This window comes from Zhengella sedimenti, assembly GCF_046506625.1.
Classification (GTDB): Bacteria; Pseudomonadota; Alphaproteobacteria; order Rhizobiales; family Rhizobiaceae; genus Zhengella; species Zhengella sedimenti.
The window spans coordinates 532,270-547,815 of sequence record NZ_JBKFFP010000002.1; the positions used below are offsets into that span (position 1 = coordinate 532,270).

General features: G+C 62.8%; 8 protein-coding genes and 1 pseudogene. 2 read left to right on the forward strand and 7 right to left on the reverse strand.

Annotated features, from left to right (window positions below):
- Positions 1-82: 82 nt before the first annotated feature.
- The 3 genes from ACLB6G_RS08175 to ACLB6G_RS08185 form a co-directional block, all read right to left on the reverse strand.
- Positions 83-1,129, reverse strand: a complete 1,047-nt coding sequence (locus ACLB6G_RS08175) for a DUF2793 domain-containing protein (protein ID WP_410355652.1) — start codon at positions 1,127-1,129, stop codon at positions 83-85.
- A 78-nt stretch (positions 1,130-1,207) separates the two neighbouring features.
- The gene (locus ACLB6G_RS08180; RefSeq protein WP_410355653.1) at positions 1,208-1,942 is read right to left on the reverse strand and encodes an ABC transporter ATP-binding protein; all 735 of its coding nucleotides are present in this window, start codon (positions 1,940-1,942) and stop codon (positions 1,208-1,210) included.
- Positions 1,943-1,951: 9 nt separating this feature from the next.
- A complete protein-coding gene (locus ACLB6G_RS08185) occupies positions 1,952-2,746 on the reverse strand; it encodes an ABC transporter permease (protein WP_410355654.1) in 795 nt (264 codons plus the stop codon).
- Between the two features lie 306 nt (positions 2,747-3,052).
- Here ACLB6G_RS08185 and ACLB6G_RS08190 point away from each other — a divergent pair, with 306 nt between their 5' ends.
- Complete coding sequence (locus ACLB6G_RS08190; RefSeq protein ID WP_410355655.1) at positions 3,053-3,982, forward strand: hypothetical protein; 930 nt, start codon at positions 3,053-3,055, stop codon at positions 3,980-3,982.
- Positions 3,983-4,129: 147 nt separating this feature from the next.
- Positions 4,130-5,182: a glycosyltransferase gene (locus tag ACLB6G_RS08195; protein WP_410355656.1), complete on the forward strand. Its 1,053-nt coding sequence runs from the start codon at positions 4,130-4,132 to the stop codon at positions 5,180-5,182.
- 245 nt (positions 5,183-5,427) lie between these two features.
- Here the strand turns inward: ACLB6G_RS08195 and ACLB6G_RS08200 are convergent, their stop codons facing one another.
- From ACLB6G_RS08200 to ACLB6G_RS08215, 4 genes and pseudogenes are all read right to left on the reverse strand, one after another.
- Positions 5,428-8,289, reverse strand: coding sequence for a M10 family metallopeptidase C-terminal domain-containing protein (locus ACLB6G_RS08200; RefSeq protein ID WP_410355657.1), 2,862 nt, complete (start codon positions 8,287-8,289; stop codon positions 5,428-5,430).
- 106 nt (positions 8,290-8,395) lie between these two features.
- Entirely contained in the window at positions 8,396-13,003 is a 4,608-nt protein-coding gene (locus tag ACLB6G_RS08205; protein WP_410355658.1) for a M10 family metallopeptidase C-terminal domain-containing protein, read from the reverse strand.
- Between the two features lie 257 nt (positions 13,004-13,260).
- Positions 13,261-14,982, reverse strand: a complete 1,722-nt coding sequence (locus ACLB6G_RS08210) for a calcium-binding protein (protein ID WP_410355910.1) — start codon at positions 14,980-14,982, stop codon at positions 13,261-13,263.
- Between the two features lie 360 nt (positions 14,983-15,342).
- A pseudogene (locus tag ACLB6G_RS08215) lies at positions 15,343-15,477 on the reverse strand (protease); the annotation flags it as partial.
- Positions 15,478-15,546 lie beyond the last annotated feature (69 nt).

Sequence of the window (15,546 nt, forward strand, 5' to 3'; positions counted from 1 at the left end):
AGTGCGTCTCGGCCGAACTGGTGCAGTTTGGAAACAGCCCGGCCTTTGACCAGCATGTACCGAGTACCTGGTGGCGGTATTCTCAAAGCCTCACGAGCGAGAGTTCGGTATAGTCCTTCAGGAAGACGCAGCGTGCGGACCCGATGAATTCCAGCGCCAGTCGATCGTCCCCGGCAAGGTCGGTCATGAAGACGGCATTGGCGGAATAGGACCGCTGGGCAGAGCCGTCCGAGATCATGAAGCCGAGCAGGTCGCGGGTATCGTTGCGCACCAGGTTCACCCGGAAGAAATTGCTTGCGAAGACGTTGAGCCGGATCAGGTAGAAGCCGGCATGGGGAACGGTCAGCCAGCGCCCCTCCCCGTTCGCGATGGCAGAGCCCAGCGAAACGCCGCCATTCGACTGGAACAGCGTGTTGAAACCGGCCAGCGTGCTGTCGGCGATGTCGCGCCAGCCGCCGCCGAGGGTTGCCCGGGCAAGGGGCCGCTCCGGCAGGGTGACGAGACCGCCGGGTTCCGCGACCAGCGCATCGGCCCAGTTTCCCGCCGTATCCGCCACCTTGAGCGCGAGATTGCCGGAGCCCGCCAGGCCGATTTCCGCGCCGCCGGCAAATCCGGTCTGGAAGACCACCGATGCCGTGGCGCCGGAGTCCGCCCGGTTGATGACAAGGCGGTGGTCATCGCCTGCATGGTTGAACAGGCTGGCCTTGCCGGCAACAGCCAAGCGGTTGTCTCCGTCAGCCTGCGCGCCGACGCCAAGCGACGTGCTAAAATACCCTTCATCCGGCAGTTCGCCGCGGTGCGGGCGCCATGCCCCGCCGTCGAACACCACCATCCGGTCGCTGGTCACGTCATAGCCAAGCCAGCCGCGGAGCGGTTCGACAAAGTCCCAGGCGCCGGCGGTCCTGACGGCAACCTGACCGTCCCGTCCGGTCCACTCATTGACCGCACCTTCGCCCAGCGCCCAGCACCGGCCCTCCTGCGGCGAGGACGGCGGCTCGGTGGCCGCGAGGGATTCGAGACGCAGGTTGACCACCGCGTCGAGCCGCATCAGCGCCTCATTGTGGGTCACGTGCTTCTGCGCCTGGGACGGCTGGATCAGGGGCAGTGCGAGCGTCGGGGTCGTTTCCATGGCGGCATCCTTTCCGTTTCGCCCATCCTATGCGGCGGGCGGAACGGCGTGGACAAAACGTCATGGCTGCAGGCTGGTTCAGCTCCGGTCGTAAAAGGCCAGCGCTTCCTCCACCGGGCCGAAGAACTTCATCTCGCCCGCGTCGATCACCAGGCCCAGATTGCAGCTTTCGCGCAGCAGGCCGGGATTGTGGGAGGCCAGAACGAGGATGTTGGCGTCACTGACGAAGCTCCTCATCCGCTCCGTCGCCTTGGCATGGAATGACCGGTCGCCGACCCCGATCCATTCGTCGAGCAGGAGAACGTCGTGCCGAAGGGCGGTGATCAGCCCGAAGGCGAGGCGCGCGCGCATGCCGGCGGAATAGGTGCGCATCGGCGCGTCCATGAAATCGCCGAGTTCGGAGAACTCCTCGATATCGGCCATGATTGCAGCCATGTCCTCGCTGCGGCGTCCCGCCATCAGGCTCTTCAGGACGACATTGCGCCGCCCCGTGGCTTCAGGCCGGAAACCGATGGACAGGTCCAGCGCGCTGCCAACCGTGCCGTCACATTCGACGCTGCCGGTCGTCGGCATGTAGATCCCGGCCATGACGCGCAGCAGCGTGGACTTGCCCGCCCCGTTGGGACCGATCAGCGCCAGCCGGTCGCCAGCCTTCAAGCTGAAGCTCACCGCGTGCAAGGCGCGCAGATAGGCCTTGCCGTTCTCCCTGACGATGCGCCCGCCCGGCTGGTTGCCGCGCCGGCGCGACGCGCCGAGGCGGAAGATCCACCGGTCACGGAAATATACGGAAACGTTCTCGACCTTGAATTCCATGGCGCAGCCTCAGATCAGGTAGGCGATCGAGCGCCGGCTGTTGGAGAAGACGAAAAGGCCAGCCAGGAGCAGGAATCCGGTGCCGGCCGCGCAGACCACAAGGCTGGTCGCGGCGACAGGCTCGCCCAGCAACGGGCCGCGCAGAAGCGCGATATAGTGGGTGAAGGGATTGTAGAGCGCCACTGTTTCCAGGACCGTGCCTTCCACAGGCACCCAGATGATCGGGGTGGCGAAGAACATGACTCGCATGACCGAGCGGACCGCGTGCACGACATCGGGAAACAGCACGGCCAACGGCGCCAGCAGCATGATCGCACCGACCGCGGTCAGCATGTAGAAGGCCAGGACAGGAACGAACCAGGCAAGGCCGGCAAGCTCGATCCTGCCGATCAGAAGACATGCGGCCAGTGCGGTGACCATGACGAGCAGGAACTCGATTGCGGCGCGGTAGATGTACCGGCAGATATAGAGGAAGTAGGGCAGATTCGTTCCCAGGATCCAGAAACGCGACAGGTTGTAGCAATTGCTGCCTTCCGTCAGCACCGACTGCATGAAGGTCCAGATGGCGAAACCGGCGGTCATGTAGGTGAAGAAATAAGCAGGATCGCGATCGCTCAGCGTCGAGAAGACGATGTTTTTGACCAGAATAAAGAGCAGGAAACTCAAGCAGATCCAGAGAAAACCGAATATCGTCCGCCGGTAACGATCACGCAGATCCTCCAGCGCCAGTTCATAACATAGCCGTTGGCGCAGCAGTGCATGGCCGATATCGTTCAATCCGGCGATCATCGAAAGGTTGTTCATCGATCCAAGGTCTCGCGCGCCGGGCGGGAAGCCGGTCCGAATTGAGCCCATAGCATGAATTGGCGAGCAGGCGTCAACCCACATTCGCCGGACGGGACGGGCCGTGCCGCCTTGCGCGCGAACCGCGCGTGTGGCCCGAGGCATTTGTTGCAGATGCACAACGACCCGCAACAAACCGTACGGCCCGGCCCCTTTCCTCTCGCGGGAATCGTGTATTCATCATGGCCAACAGCGCATGAATGATGAATAAAGTACGCGCTAATACGTGGTCGGACGGCCTGGTGGCGAAGAGGGACAAGCATTCGGATGCAACTCAGGTTCGAGAAGCTGCTCCATGAGAGGATCATGCGGCTGGAGGCAGAGGATCCCGACGCAAGGCAGTCCGTCTATTCCGAGATCGAAAGACACGTTCGGGAGTCCGCCAACAGGCAGGGCCTGGACCACGCGCATCCGAAGGTGCAGCGCGCGCTGGAGGAACTGCGCAAGGCGATCGTCCGTGTGGAAAGCGACTATTCGGCCAACATGCCAATTCCGGAGCCCGCACCGGCACCGGAGGCCGTGGCCGCACCAGGCGGGAAGCGCGCGCGCGGCCGGAGCCTTGTCTGGGCCGGCGGGATCGCGGTCGCCGTCCTGCTCGCCGCGGCTGCGGGAATGGTTTACCTCTCGCCCGGCGACCCGCCGCAGCCATCCGCTGCCGGTCGGGCGGCAGTGCCCGCTCCGGCAGCCGTGCCCGAGGCGGCAGCCGTGTCCGAACCGGCCGTCAGTGCCATGATCGCGCCGGACGCCGTCTTCTCCGCCCTGCCGGCCGACGCGCAGCTTTTCAGGGCCCAGGACGGCAATACGATGGACGTATCCGGCGATGTGCTGCGCATGAGCAGCACATTGGAGGATGCCGTTTCCGGGGGTGCGACCGGCGGCGTTTTCCTGATCGTTCCCGGGGAAATCGAGCAGCGGGTTGGGGGAAAGACGATCACGGTCACGGTCTGGGCAAAGGCTGCGGCGAGCGATCCCTCTCCGTCCTTCGCCGTGGCCTACTCGACCGCCGCGGTCGGCAATTCCGGCTGGCATGTCTTCGAGCCCGGAAAGGTTCTGAATGCCTATCGTTTCGACTACGACGTTCCAGCGCCGAAGGGTGCTCCGGGACGCGACTTCATCGGCATCTGGGCGGACACGGACGGCAAGGGACGCGCCATCGATGTCGCGGGCGTGGACGTGGTCATCAAGGGTGAACCCTGAAGGCTGTCCCGGCTGGCGGTTTCGGGCTCGAAGGTCATATCCGGATCGTCTGAAAAAGCTGGATTATTCGCTTGTGATCACCTAGGCTTGCCAGGGGTCAGAAAACCAGACGGAACCGGCAGGATCATGCCGGAAATACAGGTTTGAATGAACTCGATTACACCGATCTCAGTCGATACACGGGCGTCAAGGCTGGTGGATATGCCCGCCCTGGCGGACGATACCCGCGTGACGCAAACCGAATCGCCCCTTGCCGACGCGACAGGGCTTGCCACACCGGCAAGGCGCGTCGCCGTGTTGATGGCAACGTTCAATGGCGAGAACTATCTGATCGAGCAACTTGAATCGCTGGCACAGCAAACATGGCCACGGATAAACGTGGTCGTGTCAGACGATCGCTCGACGGACCGGACCCAGCGGCAACTGGCGCGCTATGCGAGCGGCTGGTCGAAGGGGTCCTTCGAGATCACGGCCGGACCGGGGCGCGGATTCGCGGCGAATTTCCGTTCGCTGATCCTGGCACATGACGCGGAAAAGGCGGATTACGTTGCATTCTGCGACCAGGATGACATCTGGGATCCGGCGAAACTGGAAAAGGCCATCGGCTGGCTGGAGACACTGCCCGCCGGGACGCCCGGTCTGCATTGTGGCAGGACCCGCAATTTTCCGGCATCGGCGAGCAGCGAGTTTTCCCCGCTTTTCTCCCGGCCGCCCTGTTTCCGCAACGCCATCGTCCAGTCGATCGCCGGGGCGAACACGATGGTGATGAACCGGCAGGCCTTCCGCCTCGTGCAGGAAGCGGCCCGCCGCACCGATTTCGTCAGCCACGACTGGTGGAGCTACATGATCGTGGCAGGCGCCGGCGGCACGGTACGCTACAATCCGGACCCCGACATCCTCTACCGGCAGCACGAAGGCAATCTTGTCGGCGCCAACAACACCTGGGCTGCCCGTTTCACGCGTCTGCAATTCATCTTCAGCGGCCGCTTCCGGCAATGGAGCGATCTCAACATTGCCGGCCTGGACAAGTGCCGCGACCTGCTGACAGACGACGCCTGCCAGGTACTCGACGCATTCAAGGCCGCCCGGACCGGACGACCCGCCGCCCGTTTGAAAGCGCTGAAACGCTCCGGCGTTTTCCGCCAGACCCGCAAGGGTCAGGCGGGCCTCGTGCTGGCCTGCATGCTCGGCCTGATCTGATTCCGCACAAACGGATCCGGATGCCCCGGCGGATCGGCGATAGCCGACGGCGGCATCCGATGAATGCGGTATCGGGTATTCGGGGTTGGTTTTTCCGGGTTCTCCCCGCGATCCTGCAAAGAACCCGGCGCGCCATACCGGCTCGTGCAACCGGTCAGGCTGGTGGATTCTTCTGCCGGCTTACCGCCACCCGGGCTGTCACCCGCCCGCCGCAAGGATATCATGACATTACCGGTCTCTGGCGCTCACAGCAGGAAGTCGGAGGCGTCGAGGCCAAGGCCGGTGCCGGCCAGTTCGATGCGGAAGTCTGCCGCCCTGTCGCCGTCCACGTCGCCCTCGATGAAGGTCAGGCCGACCCACTCATAGGCGCGCACCTGACCGGCCTCGCCCGTGAAGAAACGCCCGGTGAAGGCGAAGGCCTGGTCGCCGCCCGCGCCGGTGTCGGCATCCAGGGCCGACAGGTCGATCCTGTCCTCGCCATGGACAAAGTCCTGGATGCGGTCGCGCTCGGCGAACAGCAGGCCATTGTCGGCGAGGCTTTCGTAAACGAAGACGTCATTCTCCGCGCCGCCATAAAGGATGTCGCGCCCCGCCCCGCCGGTCAGCCGGTCGTTCTGGTTGTTGCCATAGATGATGTCGTTCCCGTCGCCGCCGATCAGCGTGTCGTTGCCGTTGTAGCCGGCCAGCACATCGTTACCGGCCCCGCCCTCGATGCGGTTGACCTGGAAGGAGCCGATCAGCCGGTCGTCATGGTTTGAGCCCATGACGTTCTCGAAATTGGCGATGGTGTCGCCCTCGGCATATCCGCCTGAAACCTCGTTACCGCCGAGCCAGACGCGCACGCCGGCATCGGAATCCATGTAGAAGAGCGTGTCGTAGCCGTCGCCGCCGTCCAGCGTGTCCGCGCCTGCCCTGCCGCCGATCAGGTCGCCGCGCGCGCCGCCGTCAATCGTGTCGTCGCCCGCGCCGCCGTAAAGCCCGTCGAAGCCCTCGCCGCCGGACAGGGTGTCGTTTCCGGCACTGCCAAAGATGCGGTCATTGCCAGACCCGCCGGACAGCAGATTGGCGGCAGTGTCGCCGCTCAGCGTATCGGCGTGAGCCGAGCCGATCACGTTTTCGAAACCCGTGGCGGAATCGCCGCTGGCGTGTCCACCCGAAACGCTTGCGGCGCCGCCATGATTCAGCGTGACCGTGACGCCTTCGTTCGAGGATGCATAGAGCAGCGTGTCGAAGCCCGCGCCGCCATCCAGCATATCGCCACCCGCGCCACCTTCGATCACATCATTGCCGTCGCCGCCGGACATGGTGTCGTTGCCGGCATTGCCGGACAGCCGGTTGTGCGCGGCACTGCCGGTGATGGTGTCATTGCCGCTGCCCCCGGACGCGTTCTCGATGACGACGCCATTGGCGATGGAATACCCGCCCTGGATTTCTCCGGCATATGACATGAAACCGCCGCCGCCGGTGGCGTTCTGCAACGTCGCGGCATTCAGGTTGATCACCGCGTCATCGCTGCCGCCATAGGTGATTTCATCCACGCCGCCGGTGTCCCAGATCGTGCTGTAGTAGGTGCCGATCTGGTTGGCCTCCGGCAGGGCATAGGTATTGTTGCCGCTGTTGGTGGTGGTGTTGGCACCGTAGATCATCTGCAGCATGGCGATGTCGAGCGCCATGAGCGAACCGGATGTGCCGAATTCATGGCTGATCGGCTCGTCCCTTTCATGCCAGCCGGAATTGTAGGTCATCACGGTATAGATGCCCTGGTTCAGGCCATTGGTTCCGTAGTCGAAGAAGTCGCTTTCCACCCCGTCCATGACCGTGGAAATGCCGCCCCGGTCATGGGGGTGCGCCAGGCCCATGCCATGGCCGAACTCGTGCAGCAGGAGTTCATACCCGCTTCCGCCGATCGTCGTGCCGAGCGATTCAAGGACCAGGGACGAAAAATTGCCGACGCCGTCGACGGTCTGCGTCACGCCATCGATGGTGATCTCCCGCACGCCAGCCAGAAAAATCCCGGCATAGTCGTTGACTGCCGACTTCGTCATGACGAAATCGGCTTGCGAAAGATCCGTGACAAGATTGAACGAGACATTGGCGACAGCCGCGAAATTGGCAAAGGCACTCATTGCCATCGACTGCTCGGCGGCAGTCCAGCCGATGGCCTGCACATTGAACAGCCCCGCGACCTCCGCTCCGTCCGGGACAAAGAAGACATTGATGACGGAGGGCGCCCTGTAGCCCCAGTAGAGTGACGTGAGCAGGTCGCCCGGTTCCAGATCCGTGAAATTGAGACTCGGATCGGGGGTGTTGTTCTCGACCGTGGTCGAGAGCAGGTAGTTTCCTGTGGCGGCGGGGTCCGCGCCGCTCACCGACACGTAGACGGGCGTATTCGACGTCGCCTCGTAGCGGATCGTGTTGGTGCCCGTGATGCCAAGCGAATTGCCATCGCCGTCAAACAGTTCGAGCGTGATGTCCTGGTTCGCTCCGCCGCTCAGGCCATAACCGGTGACGGTGAAGGTGTAGGCGAAATCCGGCTGCACGAAGGTGAGATACCAGTCGTCGTCGCCGCCGGGCATGCCGGCTTCGAGCGTACCGCCTATCGTGAACCCGTCATAGAGAAACGCCGGATCGGCTCCCGAATCGCCGATTTCCGTGCCGCGCACTTCAAAGTAATAGTTTCCGCCAACCGTCTGCTGGTCGGCGCTGCCAAGCTCGAAATAATAGGTGCCGGAGGTTTCCGCCGTGAAGGTCGTGAAGGCCGTGTTGCTGATCGTCTCACCGTTGGAGACAACATTGTCCACCGTGGCGATCGGCTCCCGGCCGGGACCATGGATCACCAGGCGCGGATCGCCATGGGCAAGGTCCGGAGTCCCCAGGCCGGCATAATTGATCGTGTATGTCTCACCTGCCGTGAGGACGACGGCAAACATGTCGATGTCGCCGCGACCGGCCTGTCCGATCGCATGATCGTCCAGCGTCAGCGTTGTCGCGGTGGCAAAGGTGGCGCCTGTATCGCCGTTCTCCGCTTCCCAGATCACGGACCGTGTCGGGTCAACGATGCCAACGCAGGTCGGTGCTGCCGGAATACCGGCGCAGACAGAACACATGGAAACCCCCGGTTACATGATCGAGCACACCGGACCAGCTTACGGAAACCGGCTTAAGGTCCGGTGAAAATCTATCAGTTACGACTTGAATATCAGTTGCTTGGCCTCACATCACGAAGTCGGAGGCGTCGAGGCCGAGGCCGGTGCCGGCCAGTTCGATGCGGAAGTCGGCGGACCTGTCGCCGTTCACGTCGCCCTCGATGAAGGTCAGGCCGCCCCACTCATAGGCGCGCACCTGACCGGCCTCGCCCGTGAAGAAACGCCCGGTGAAGGCGAAGGCCTGGTCGCCGCCCGCGCCGGTGTCGGCATCCAGGGCCGACAGGTCGATCTTGTCCTCGCCATGGACAAAGTCCTGGATACGGTCGCGCTCGGCGAACAAAAGGCCGTTGTCCGACAGGTCCTCATAGGCGAAGACGTCGTTGTGCGCGCCGCCATAAAGGATGTCGCGCCCCGCCCCGCCGGTCAGCCGGTCGTTCTGGTTGTTGCCATAGATGATGTCGTTCCCGTCGCCGCCGATCAGCGTGTCGTTGCCGTTGTAGCCGGCCAGCACATCGTTGCCGGCCCCGCCCTCGATGCGGTTGACCTGGAAGGAACCGATCAGCCGGTCGTCATGGTTTGAGCCCATGACGTTCTCGAAATTGGCGATGGTGTCGCCCTCGGCATATCCGCCTGAAACCTCGTTACCGCCGAGCCAGACCCGCACGCCGGCATCGGAATCCATGTAGAACAGCGTGTCGTAGCCGTCGCCGCCGTCCAGCGTGTCCGCGCCTGCCCCGCCGCCGATCAGGTCGCCGCGCGCGCCGCCGTCAATCGTGTCGTCGCCGTCACCGCCATAAAGCCTGTCGAAGCCGTCGCCGCCGGACAGGATGTTGGCGCCTGCGTCACCGATCAGCAGGTCGAAACCATCCCCGCCATAAACGTTGGCAAAGCCGGACAGCGTGCCCTGGCCGCCGCCGCCATAACGGTTCTGCATGGTGCCGCCGGCCAGCGAGACAATGACCGCCCCCGCATCCGAGAAATAGGCGCTGTTCGTACCCGCGCCGCCATACCAGGCGTCGCCGCCGTCCACTCCGGCGCCGGCATTGAACCGGTCATCGCCGTCATTGCCATGGAACTGATCGGCTTCCGAACTGCCCACGAACACGTCATCGCCCGAGCCGGCATGGACGATCTCGATATTGCGGAAGTCGAGCACGCCGTCGAAATCGAACTCGACATGGCGGACCGTGCCTTGCGCACCGGTCATGAAGACCATGGCCACATCGCCGTAGAAATAGGCCGTGTCGACGCCCGCGCCACCATCGTAGCTGTCGTTCAGCGTCAGGCCTTCGGTCGTGTGAAAGGTGTCGTTTCCGTCGCCGCCAAAGGCGGATTCACTGGCAATCCCGCCGACCATGTGGAAGACGTCATCGCCGCCATGGCCTTCCATGCGGGCACCGTGATCGCCGGTGCCGCTGCCATTGCGGTCATACGCGTGGAAATGATCGGTCCCGGATCCGCCTACAAGGAAATCCAGTCCCGCGCCGCCTTGCAGGATGTTGGTGCCGCTGACACCATAGATGATGTCGTCACCGGCACCGCCATCGAGGACGTCATCTCCATCGCCGCCATAGAGCATGTCGCGGCCCGCTCCGCCGCTCAGTTCATTGGACCCACTGTCGCCGGTGAGCGTGTCGTCGAAGGCCGAGCCGGTCACGTTCTCGAATCCGGTCGCCGAGTCACCCTCAGCATCACCACCGGAAACACTGGCCGCCGCCGATCCGTTCAATGTCACGGTCACGCCGGCCGCAGAGGACGCGTAGGACAGCGTGTCCGTGCCGTCACCGCCCAAAAGCAAGTCACTGCCCGAACCGCCCTCCATCGTGTCGTCGCCACCATTCCCGGCAAGCGTGTCATTTCCAGCGCTCCCGAAGATGACATCGTCACCCCCGCCGCCCTCGATGTCGTTGATGCCATCGTCGCCGGTGAGAATATCGTTGAAAGCAGAGCCTCTGATGGCCTCGAAGCCGGTTGCCGTGTCGCCCTCGGCATGTCCGCCCGAAACCGTGGCTGCAGCCGAACCGTTCAGCGTGACTTCAACGGAATCGTTCGAAGCGGCATAGCTTAGTATGTCAAACCCGTCGCCGCCTTCCAGCGTATCGGCACCGGCACCCCCCTCGATCAGGTCACCGCCGGCACCGCCGTCGATCGTGTCGTCGCCGTCCATCCCTTTCAGCCAGTCTTCACCGCCGTCACCGAGAATCACATTCGCGCCGGCGTCCCCTGTGAGCGTGTCGTTAAAGGCCGAGCCCTCGACGTTCTCGAAACCGGTGGCCGTGTCGCCTTCCGCATCGCCGCCGGAAACCGTGGCCGCCGCCGATCCGTTCAGCGTCACGGTCACACCTTGAGCCGAGGATGCATAGGACAGCGTGTCTTCACCCTCGCCGCCATCGAGCGTGTCCGCGCCCGCGTTGCCGGAAATCCAGTCATTGCCTTCACCGCCAATGAGCCTGTCCGCACCCAGGCCGCCTGCTATGCGGTCATCGCCCGCGCCCCCGTCGATCGCGTTCGATCCGTCATCGCCGAGGATCCGGTCGGCATGAGCCGAACCGGTCACGTTCTCGAAGCCGGTCGCCGTCGTCCCTTGCGTGTCGTTGCCTGAAATGAAGGCCGCCGCACCGGTACGCAAGGCGACGGTCAATCCGCTCACCGAACCCGTGAAGCTCAGTGTGTCCTCGCCCTCGCCGCCATCCAGCGTATCGGCGCCTCCGCCGCCATCGATCACATCGTCGCCCGCGCCGCCTTCAATGACATTGGCGCCGGTGTCCCCTGTGAGCGTGTCGTCAAAGGCCGAGCCTGCGATATTCTCGAAGCCGGTCGCGGTATCGCCCTGCGCATCGCCACCGGAAACGGTGGCCGCAGGCGATCCGTTCAGCGTTACGGTCACGCCTTGCGCGGAGAATGCGTATGACAGTGTGTCCTCGCCCGTACCGCCATCCAGCGTATCGGCACCACCTCCGCCATCGATCACATCGTCGCCGGCGCCACCTTCGATGACATTGGCGCCGGTGTCGCCGGTGAGCGTATCATCGAAGGCCGAGCCGGTAATGTTCTCGAAGCCGGTGGCGGTATCGCCCTCCGCATCGCCACCGGAAACGGTGGCTGCCGCCGATCCGTTCAGCGTCACGGTCACGCCGGTCGCAGAGGACGCGTAGGACAGCGTGTCCAGGCCATCGCCGCCGTCGAGCACATCCGCGCCCGCGCCGCCTTCGATCACGTCGTCGCCCGCGCCGCCTTCGAGCGTGTCGTCACCCGAGCCGCCCGCGAGCGTGTTTGCCGCCGCATTGCCGGTGATGGTGTCGGGCCCGGTGCCGCCGATGGCGCTTTCGATCACGGTGCCACGCGAGATCGACATGTTGTAGGTGCCGCCCAGGACGCTGGAGAGCGTGCCATCGTTCAGGTCGATGGTCTGGCTCTGGAATGCGCGCGACATGTCGATGGTATCGGTGCCGCCGTCGTCATGCACCATGAAGTTCGGCCTGGAATAGTTCGTTGCCAGATCGAGGACGGTGTCGCCGGTGTTGGAATTGAAGCCGTAAATGGTGTCGCCGGTGCGCGTGTCAGTGCTGCGGCCATAGAAATTCGTTGCCGCGATGTAGTCTGCGAGGACCGGTGTGAGCATGCTGTAGAAACTGCCCCCGACATAGGTGTTCCCGGAGGGCTGGAAATAGGACATGACCGAATAGACATTGGAGTCATTCAGATAGAAATTGCTGGAGCCGTAGACGGCCGAGCCGTTGTAGTCGCCGGCATGATCCAGGCCCAGCGCATGTCCGATCTCGTGGATATAGGTCTGGAAGGAGTAGCTGCCGTAGCCGGTACCGTAGGCATCGAGCCAATCGGCCGTCACCATGATGTTGGCCCGGGAGACGTACCAGTCCCCGTCCACCACGCTGTATTGGCGCCGGGCATAGGCGGAGTAACCGGATTCGGAATCGTCGAAGATGATTTCGCCGCCTTCCGTGACCTCCACGAACCCGATCCCCGTCAGGTCCGACCATTGCTGCAAGGCGGCGCGTGCCAGCCTCTGGCCGGCCTCTGTCAGTGCCGTGATGTCGACGTTGACCTGGCCGTCATCGCCAACGTCGAAGGGCGCCGGAAAACCATCCTGGTTGTTGAGCTGCCAGGCAATCTCGTCCAGCGTGAAATCCATTCCGGCGTCATTGGCTTCGACGGCTGTCAGGATGTAGTCACCGGATCTGAAGTCGGACGAGTCCGCCTCGATGTAGAAAGTGCCCGAGGTTCCGGCCGTGAACGAGATCCAGGGATCCTTCATCCCGGTTCCGTCATAGACGGATATGCCGGCATCGTCGTTTTCCGCCAGGACGGCCCCTGAACTGTCGCGAACGCGCAATAGCGAATCGTAGACGCCATCATGGCCGACGCCGTGCAGCCGGAACTCGTAGGTCTGGCCGGCCACGAGATCGATGGCATACCAGTCGGAATCCTCATAGGTGTCGAGGGTTCCGTAAAGGGTCACGCCCAGTTCCAGGCTGCCTGCCGTTGCCGCGGTTTCGCCGCTGTCACCAGCTTCGACGGCATGGCCGGAACCACTGGCCGCGATGCCACCGGCCATTCCGGTCTGCTCCACGGCCTCTCCGGGCGCATATTGCCCGGTGCCCGGAACGCCGATACAGGTCGGAGCCGCCGGAATGTTGGCGCATAACGTACACATTCGAGATTACCCCCGCTTTCGGTCCACCCGCTGCCTCTGAACGGCGCAGGCCGCACATCCCGCACCTATCAACACCTTCTGATATACTATTTTTACGTTTATTGGTTCATTGAACCCATTCTGGATTGCAGACAGTTGCAAAGTGGTTATCGCGGGAGCCTGCCTTTGATCAAATCACCGGTTTCCGCCGCGTTGGCGGACAATCTGCCACGGCCGGTCCGCCCGGCCGTGCGCATCCTGTTCACGTAAGCCTGCGCTCAGAGCACGAAGTCGGAAGCCTCGACGCCAAGGCCGGTGCCGGCCAGTTCGATGCGGAAGTCAGCGGACCTGTCGCCGTCCACGTCTCCCTCGATGAAGGTCAGGCCGCCCCACTCATAGGCGCGCACCTGACCGGCCTCGCCGGTGAAGAAACGACCGGAGAAAGCGAAGGCCTGGTCGCCGCCTGCGCCGGTGTCGGCATCCAGCGCCGACAGGTCGATCCTGTCCTCGCCATGGACAAAGTCCTGGATCCGGTCGCGGTCGGCGAACAGCAGGCCGTTGTCGGACAGTTCGATGTAGGCGAAGACATCGTCTCCGTCGCCGCCATAGAGAATATCGCGGCCCACACCGCCCACCAGCCGGTCGTCATCGTTGTTGCCATAAATGATGTCGCGGCCGTCGCCGCCGATCAGCGTGTCGTTGCCGTTGTAACCGGCGATGACGTCGTCGCCCGCCCCGCCATCGATGCGGTTGACCTGGAAGGAGCCGATCAGCCGGTCGTCCAAGCCTGAGCCGATGACATTCTCGAAATTGGCAATCGTGTCACCCTCGGCATGGCCGCCCGACACCTCGTTGCCGCCGAGCCAGACTTGCACGCCGGCATCGGAGTCCATGTAGAACAGCGTGTCGTAGCCGTCGCCGCCGTCGAGCGTATCTGCGCCTGCCCCGCCGCCGATCAGGTCGCCGCGCGCGCCGCCATCAATCGTGTCGTCGCCTTCCCCGCCATAAAGACCGTCGAAGCCCTCGCCGCCGGCGATCGCGTCATCGCCGACACCGCCGATCAACCGGTCATTGCCATTCGTTCCCGTCAGCGAATCATCTGCCTCCGATCCGGTGGCGATCATGATCACGCCGTCATTGTTGGTCACGCCGGACAAGTCGAGCGCTGTTGCGCCTTCCATGTCGACCATGACCGACCCTGATCCGGTTACGGCATCAAAGCCCGTTATCTGGTCCGCGGAGAGCCGCACCGAACCGGAACCGCCATTGTCGAACAGTTCCAGTGTCTCCAGGGCGCTCAGGCTGACGTCGCGAAGATTGACGTCCTCATCGCGGGTGAACACGACACGCAATGAGTCGGTATCGGCTCCACCATCGAGAAGGCTTCCGGCCGCGATGTGTTGCACATTGTTGACGCTCAGCCGGTCGTTTCCGCCGCCGCCATAAAGTTCATCGGCCCCACCGAAACCGAACATGCTATCATTGCCATTGCCGCCGGTCAGCCGGTCATTGCCATTCGTTCCCGTCAGCGAATCATCTGCCTCCGATCCGGTGGCGATCATGATCACGCCGTCATTGTTGGTCACGCCGGACAAGTCGAGCGCTGTTGCGCCTTCCATGTCGACCATGACCGACCCGGATCCGGTTACGGCATCAAAGCCCGTTATCTGGTCCGCGGAGAGCCGCACCGAACCGGAACCGCCATTGTCGAACAGTTCCAGTGTCTCCAGGGCGCTCAGGCTGACGTCGCGAAGATTGACGTCCTCATCGCGGGTGAACACGACCCGCAATGAGTCGGTATCGGCTCCACCATCGAGAAGGCTTCCGGCCGCGATGTGTTGCACATTGTTGACGCTCAGCCGGTCGTTTCCGCCGCCGCCATAAAGTTCATCGGCCCCACCGAAACCGAACATGCTATCATTACCATTGCCGCCGTAGATGACGTCGTTCAACGCGGAACCGGTAATCGATTCGGCATCGTCGTCCCCGGTTACAAACACGGTTGCCCCGGACGCTCGCCCTCCATTATATGCAAAGTCTATTCTTGACAGATCAATGTCATTCCGCGACTCCATATCAATATGAAGCTTTGTTGCATACGTCATTTGAATTCTGGAAACCGAACTTCCATTTCCAGAAATTTGCCCAGCATTCATGTAAATCGGCGCATCGGTCAAATTCGAGTTCCAACCCCGAAGATCGCGCAGAACTATTTCCTCAAAATTTCTAATCGTATACTGCCGAAGATCCACTCCCGCAGCGATATCCTCTATCCACAGCCTGTCGTAGTCATATCCTCCATCAATAATGCTGCCAGCAGATGGCAATGTATTCGGAGCACGAAGAATGATATAATCCCTTCCTCCGCCTCCATACAGTTGATCCACTCCACCATATGCTAATATTGTATCATCGCCGAGATATCCATAAATAATATCGTTACCACCACTCCCTTCGAGCATATTGTTCGAATCGGTTCCGTTGATTACTGGCATGTCCGCCTCCAATGCTTTTTGCACACTGGGACAATTCTATCCCAACAGGATTGAAGTCTGCGTTATGAC

Coding starts and splice junctions, on each gene's coding strand:
- ACLB6G_RS08175 (WP_410355652.1), bottom strand. CDS start 1,129: ATGGAAACGACCCCGACGCTCGCACTGCCCCTGATCCAGCCGTCCCAG.
- ACLB6G_RS08180 (WP_410355653.1), bottom strand. CDS start 1,942: ATGGAATTCAAGGTCGAGAACGTTTCCGTATATTTCCGTGACCGGTGG.
- ACLB6G_RS08185 (WP_410355654.1), bottom strand. CDS start 2,746: ATGAACAACCTTTCGATGATCGCCGGATTGAACGATATCGGCCATGCA.
- ACLB6G_RS08190 (WP_410355655.1), top strand. CDS start 3,053: ATGCAACTCAGGTTCGAGAAGCTGCTCCATGAGAGGATCATGCGGCTG.
- ACLB6G_RS08195 (WP_410355656.1), top strand. CDS start 4,130: ATGAACTCGATTACACCGATCTCAGTCGATACACGGGCGTCAAGGCTG.
- ACLB6G_RS08200 (WP_410355657.1), bottom strand. CDS start 8,289: ATGTGTTCTGTCTGCGCCGGTATTCCGGCAGCACCGACCTGCGTTGGC.
- ACLB6G_RS08205 (WP_410355658.1), bottom strand. CDS start 13,003: ATGTGTACGTTATGCGCCAACATTCCGGCGGCTCCGACCTGTATCGGC.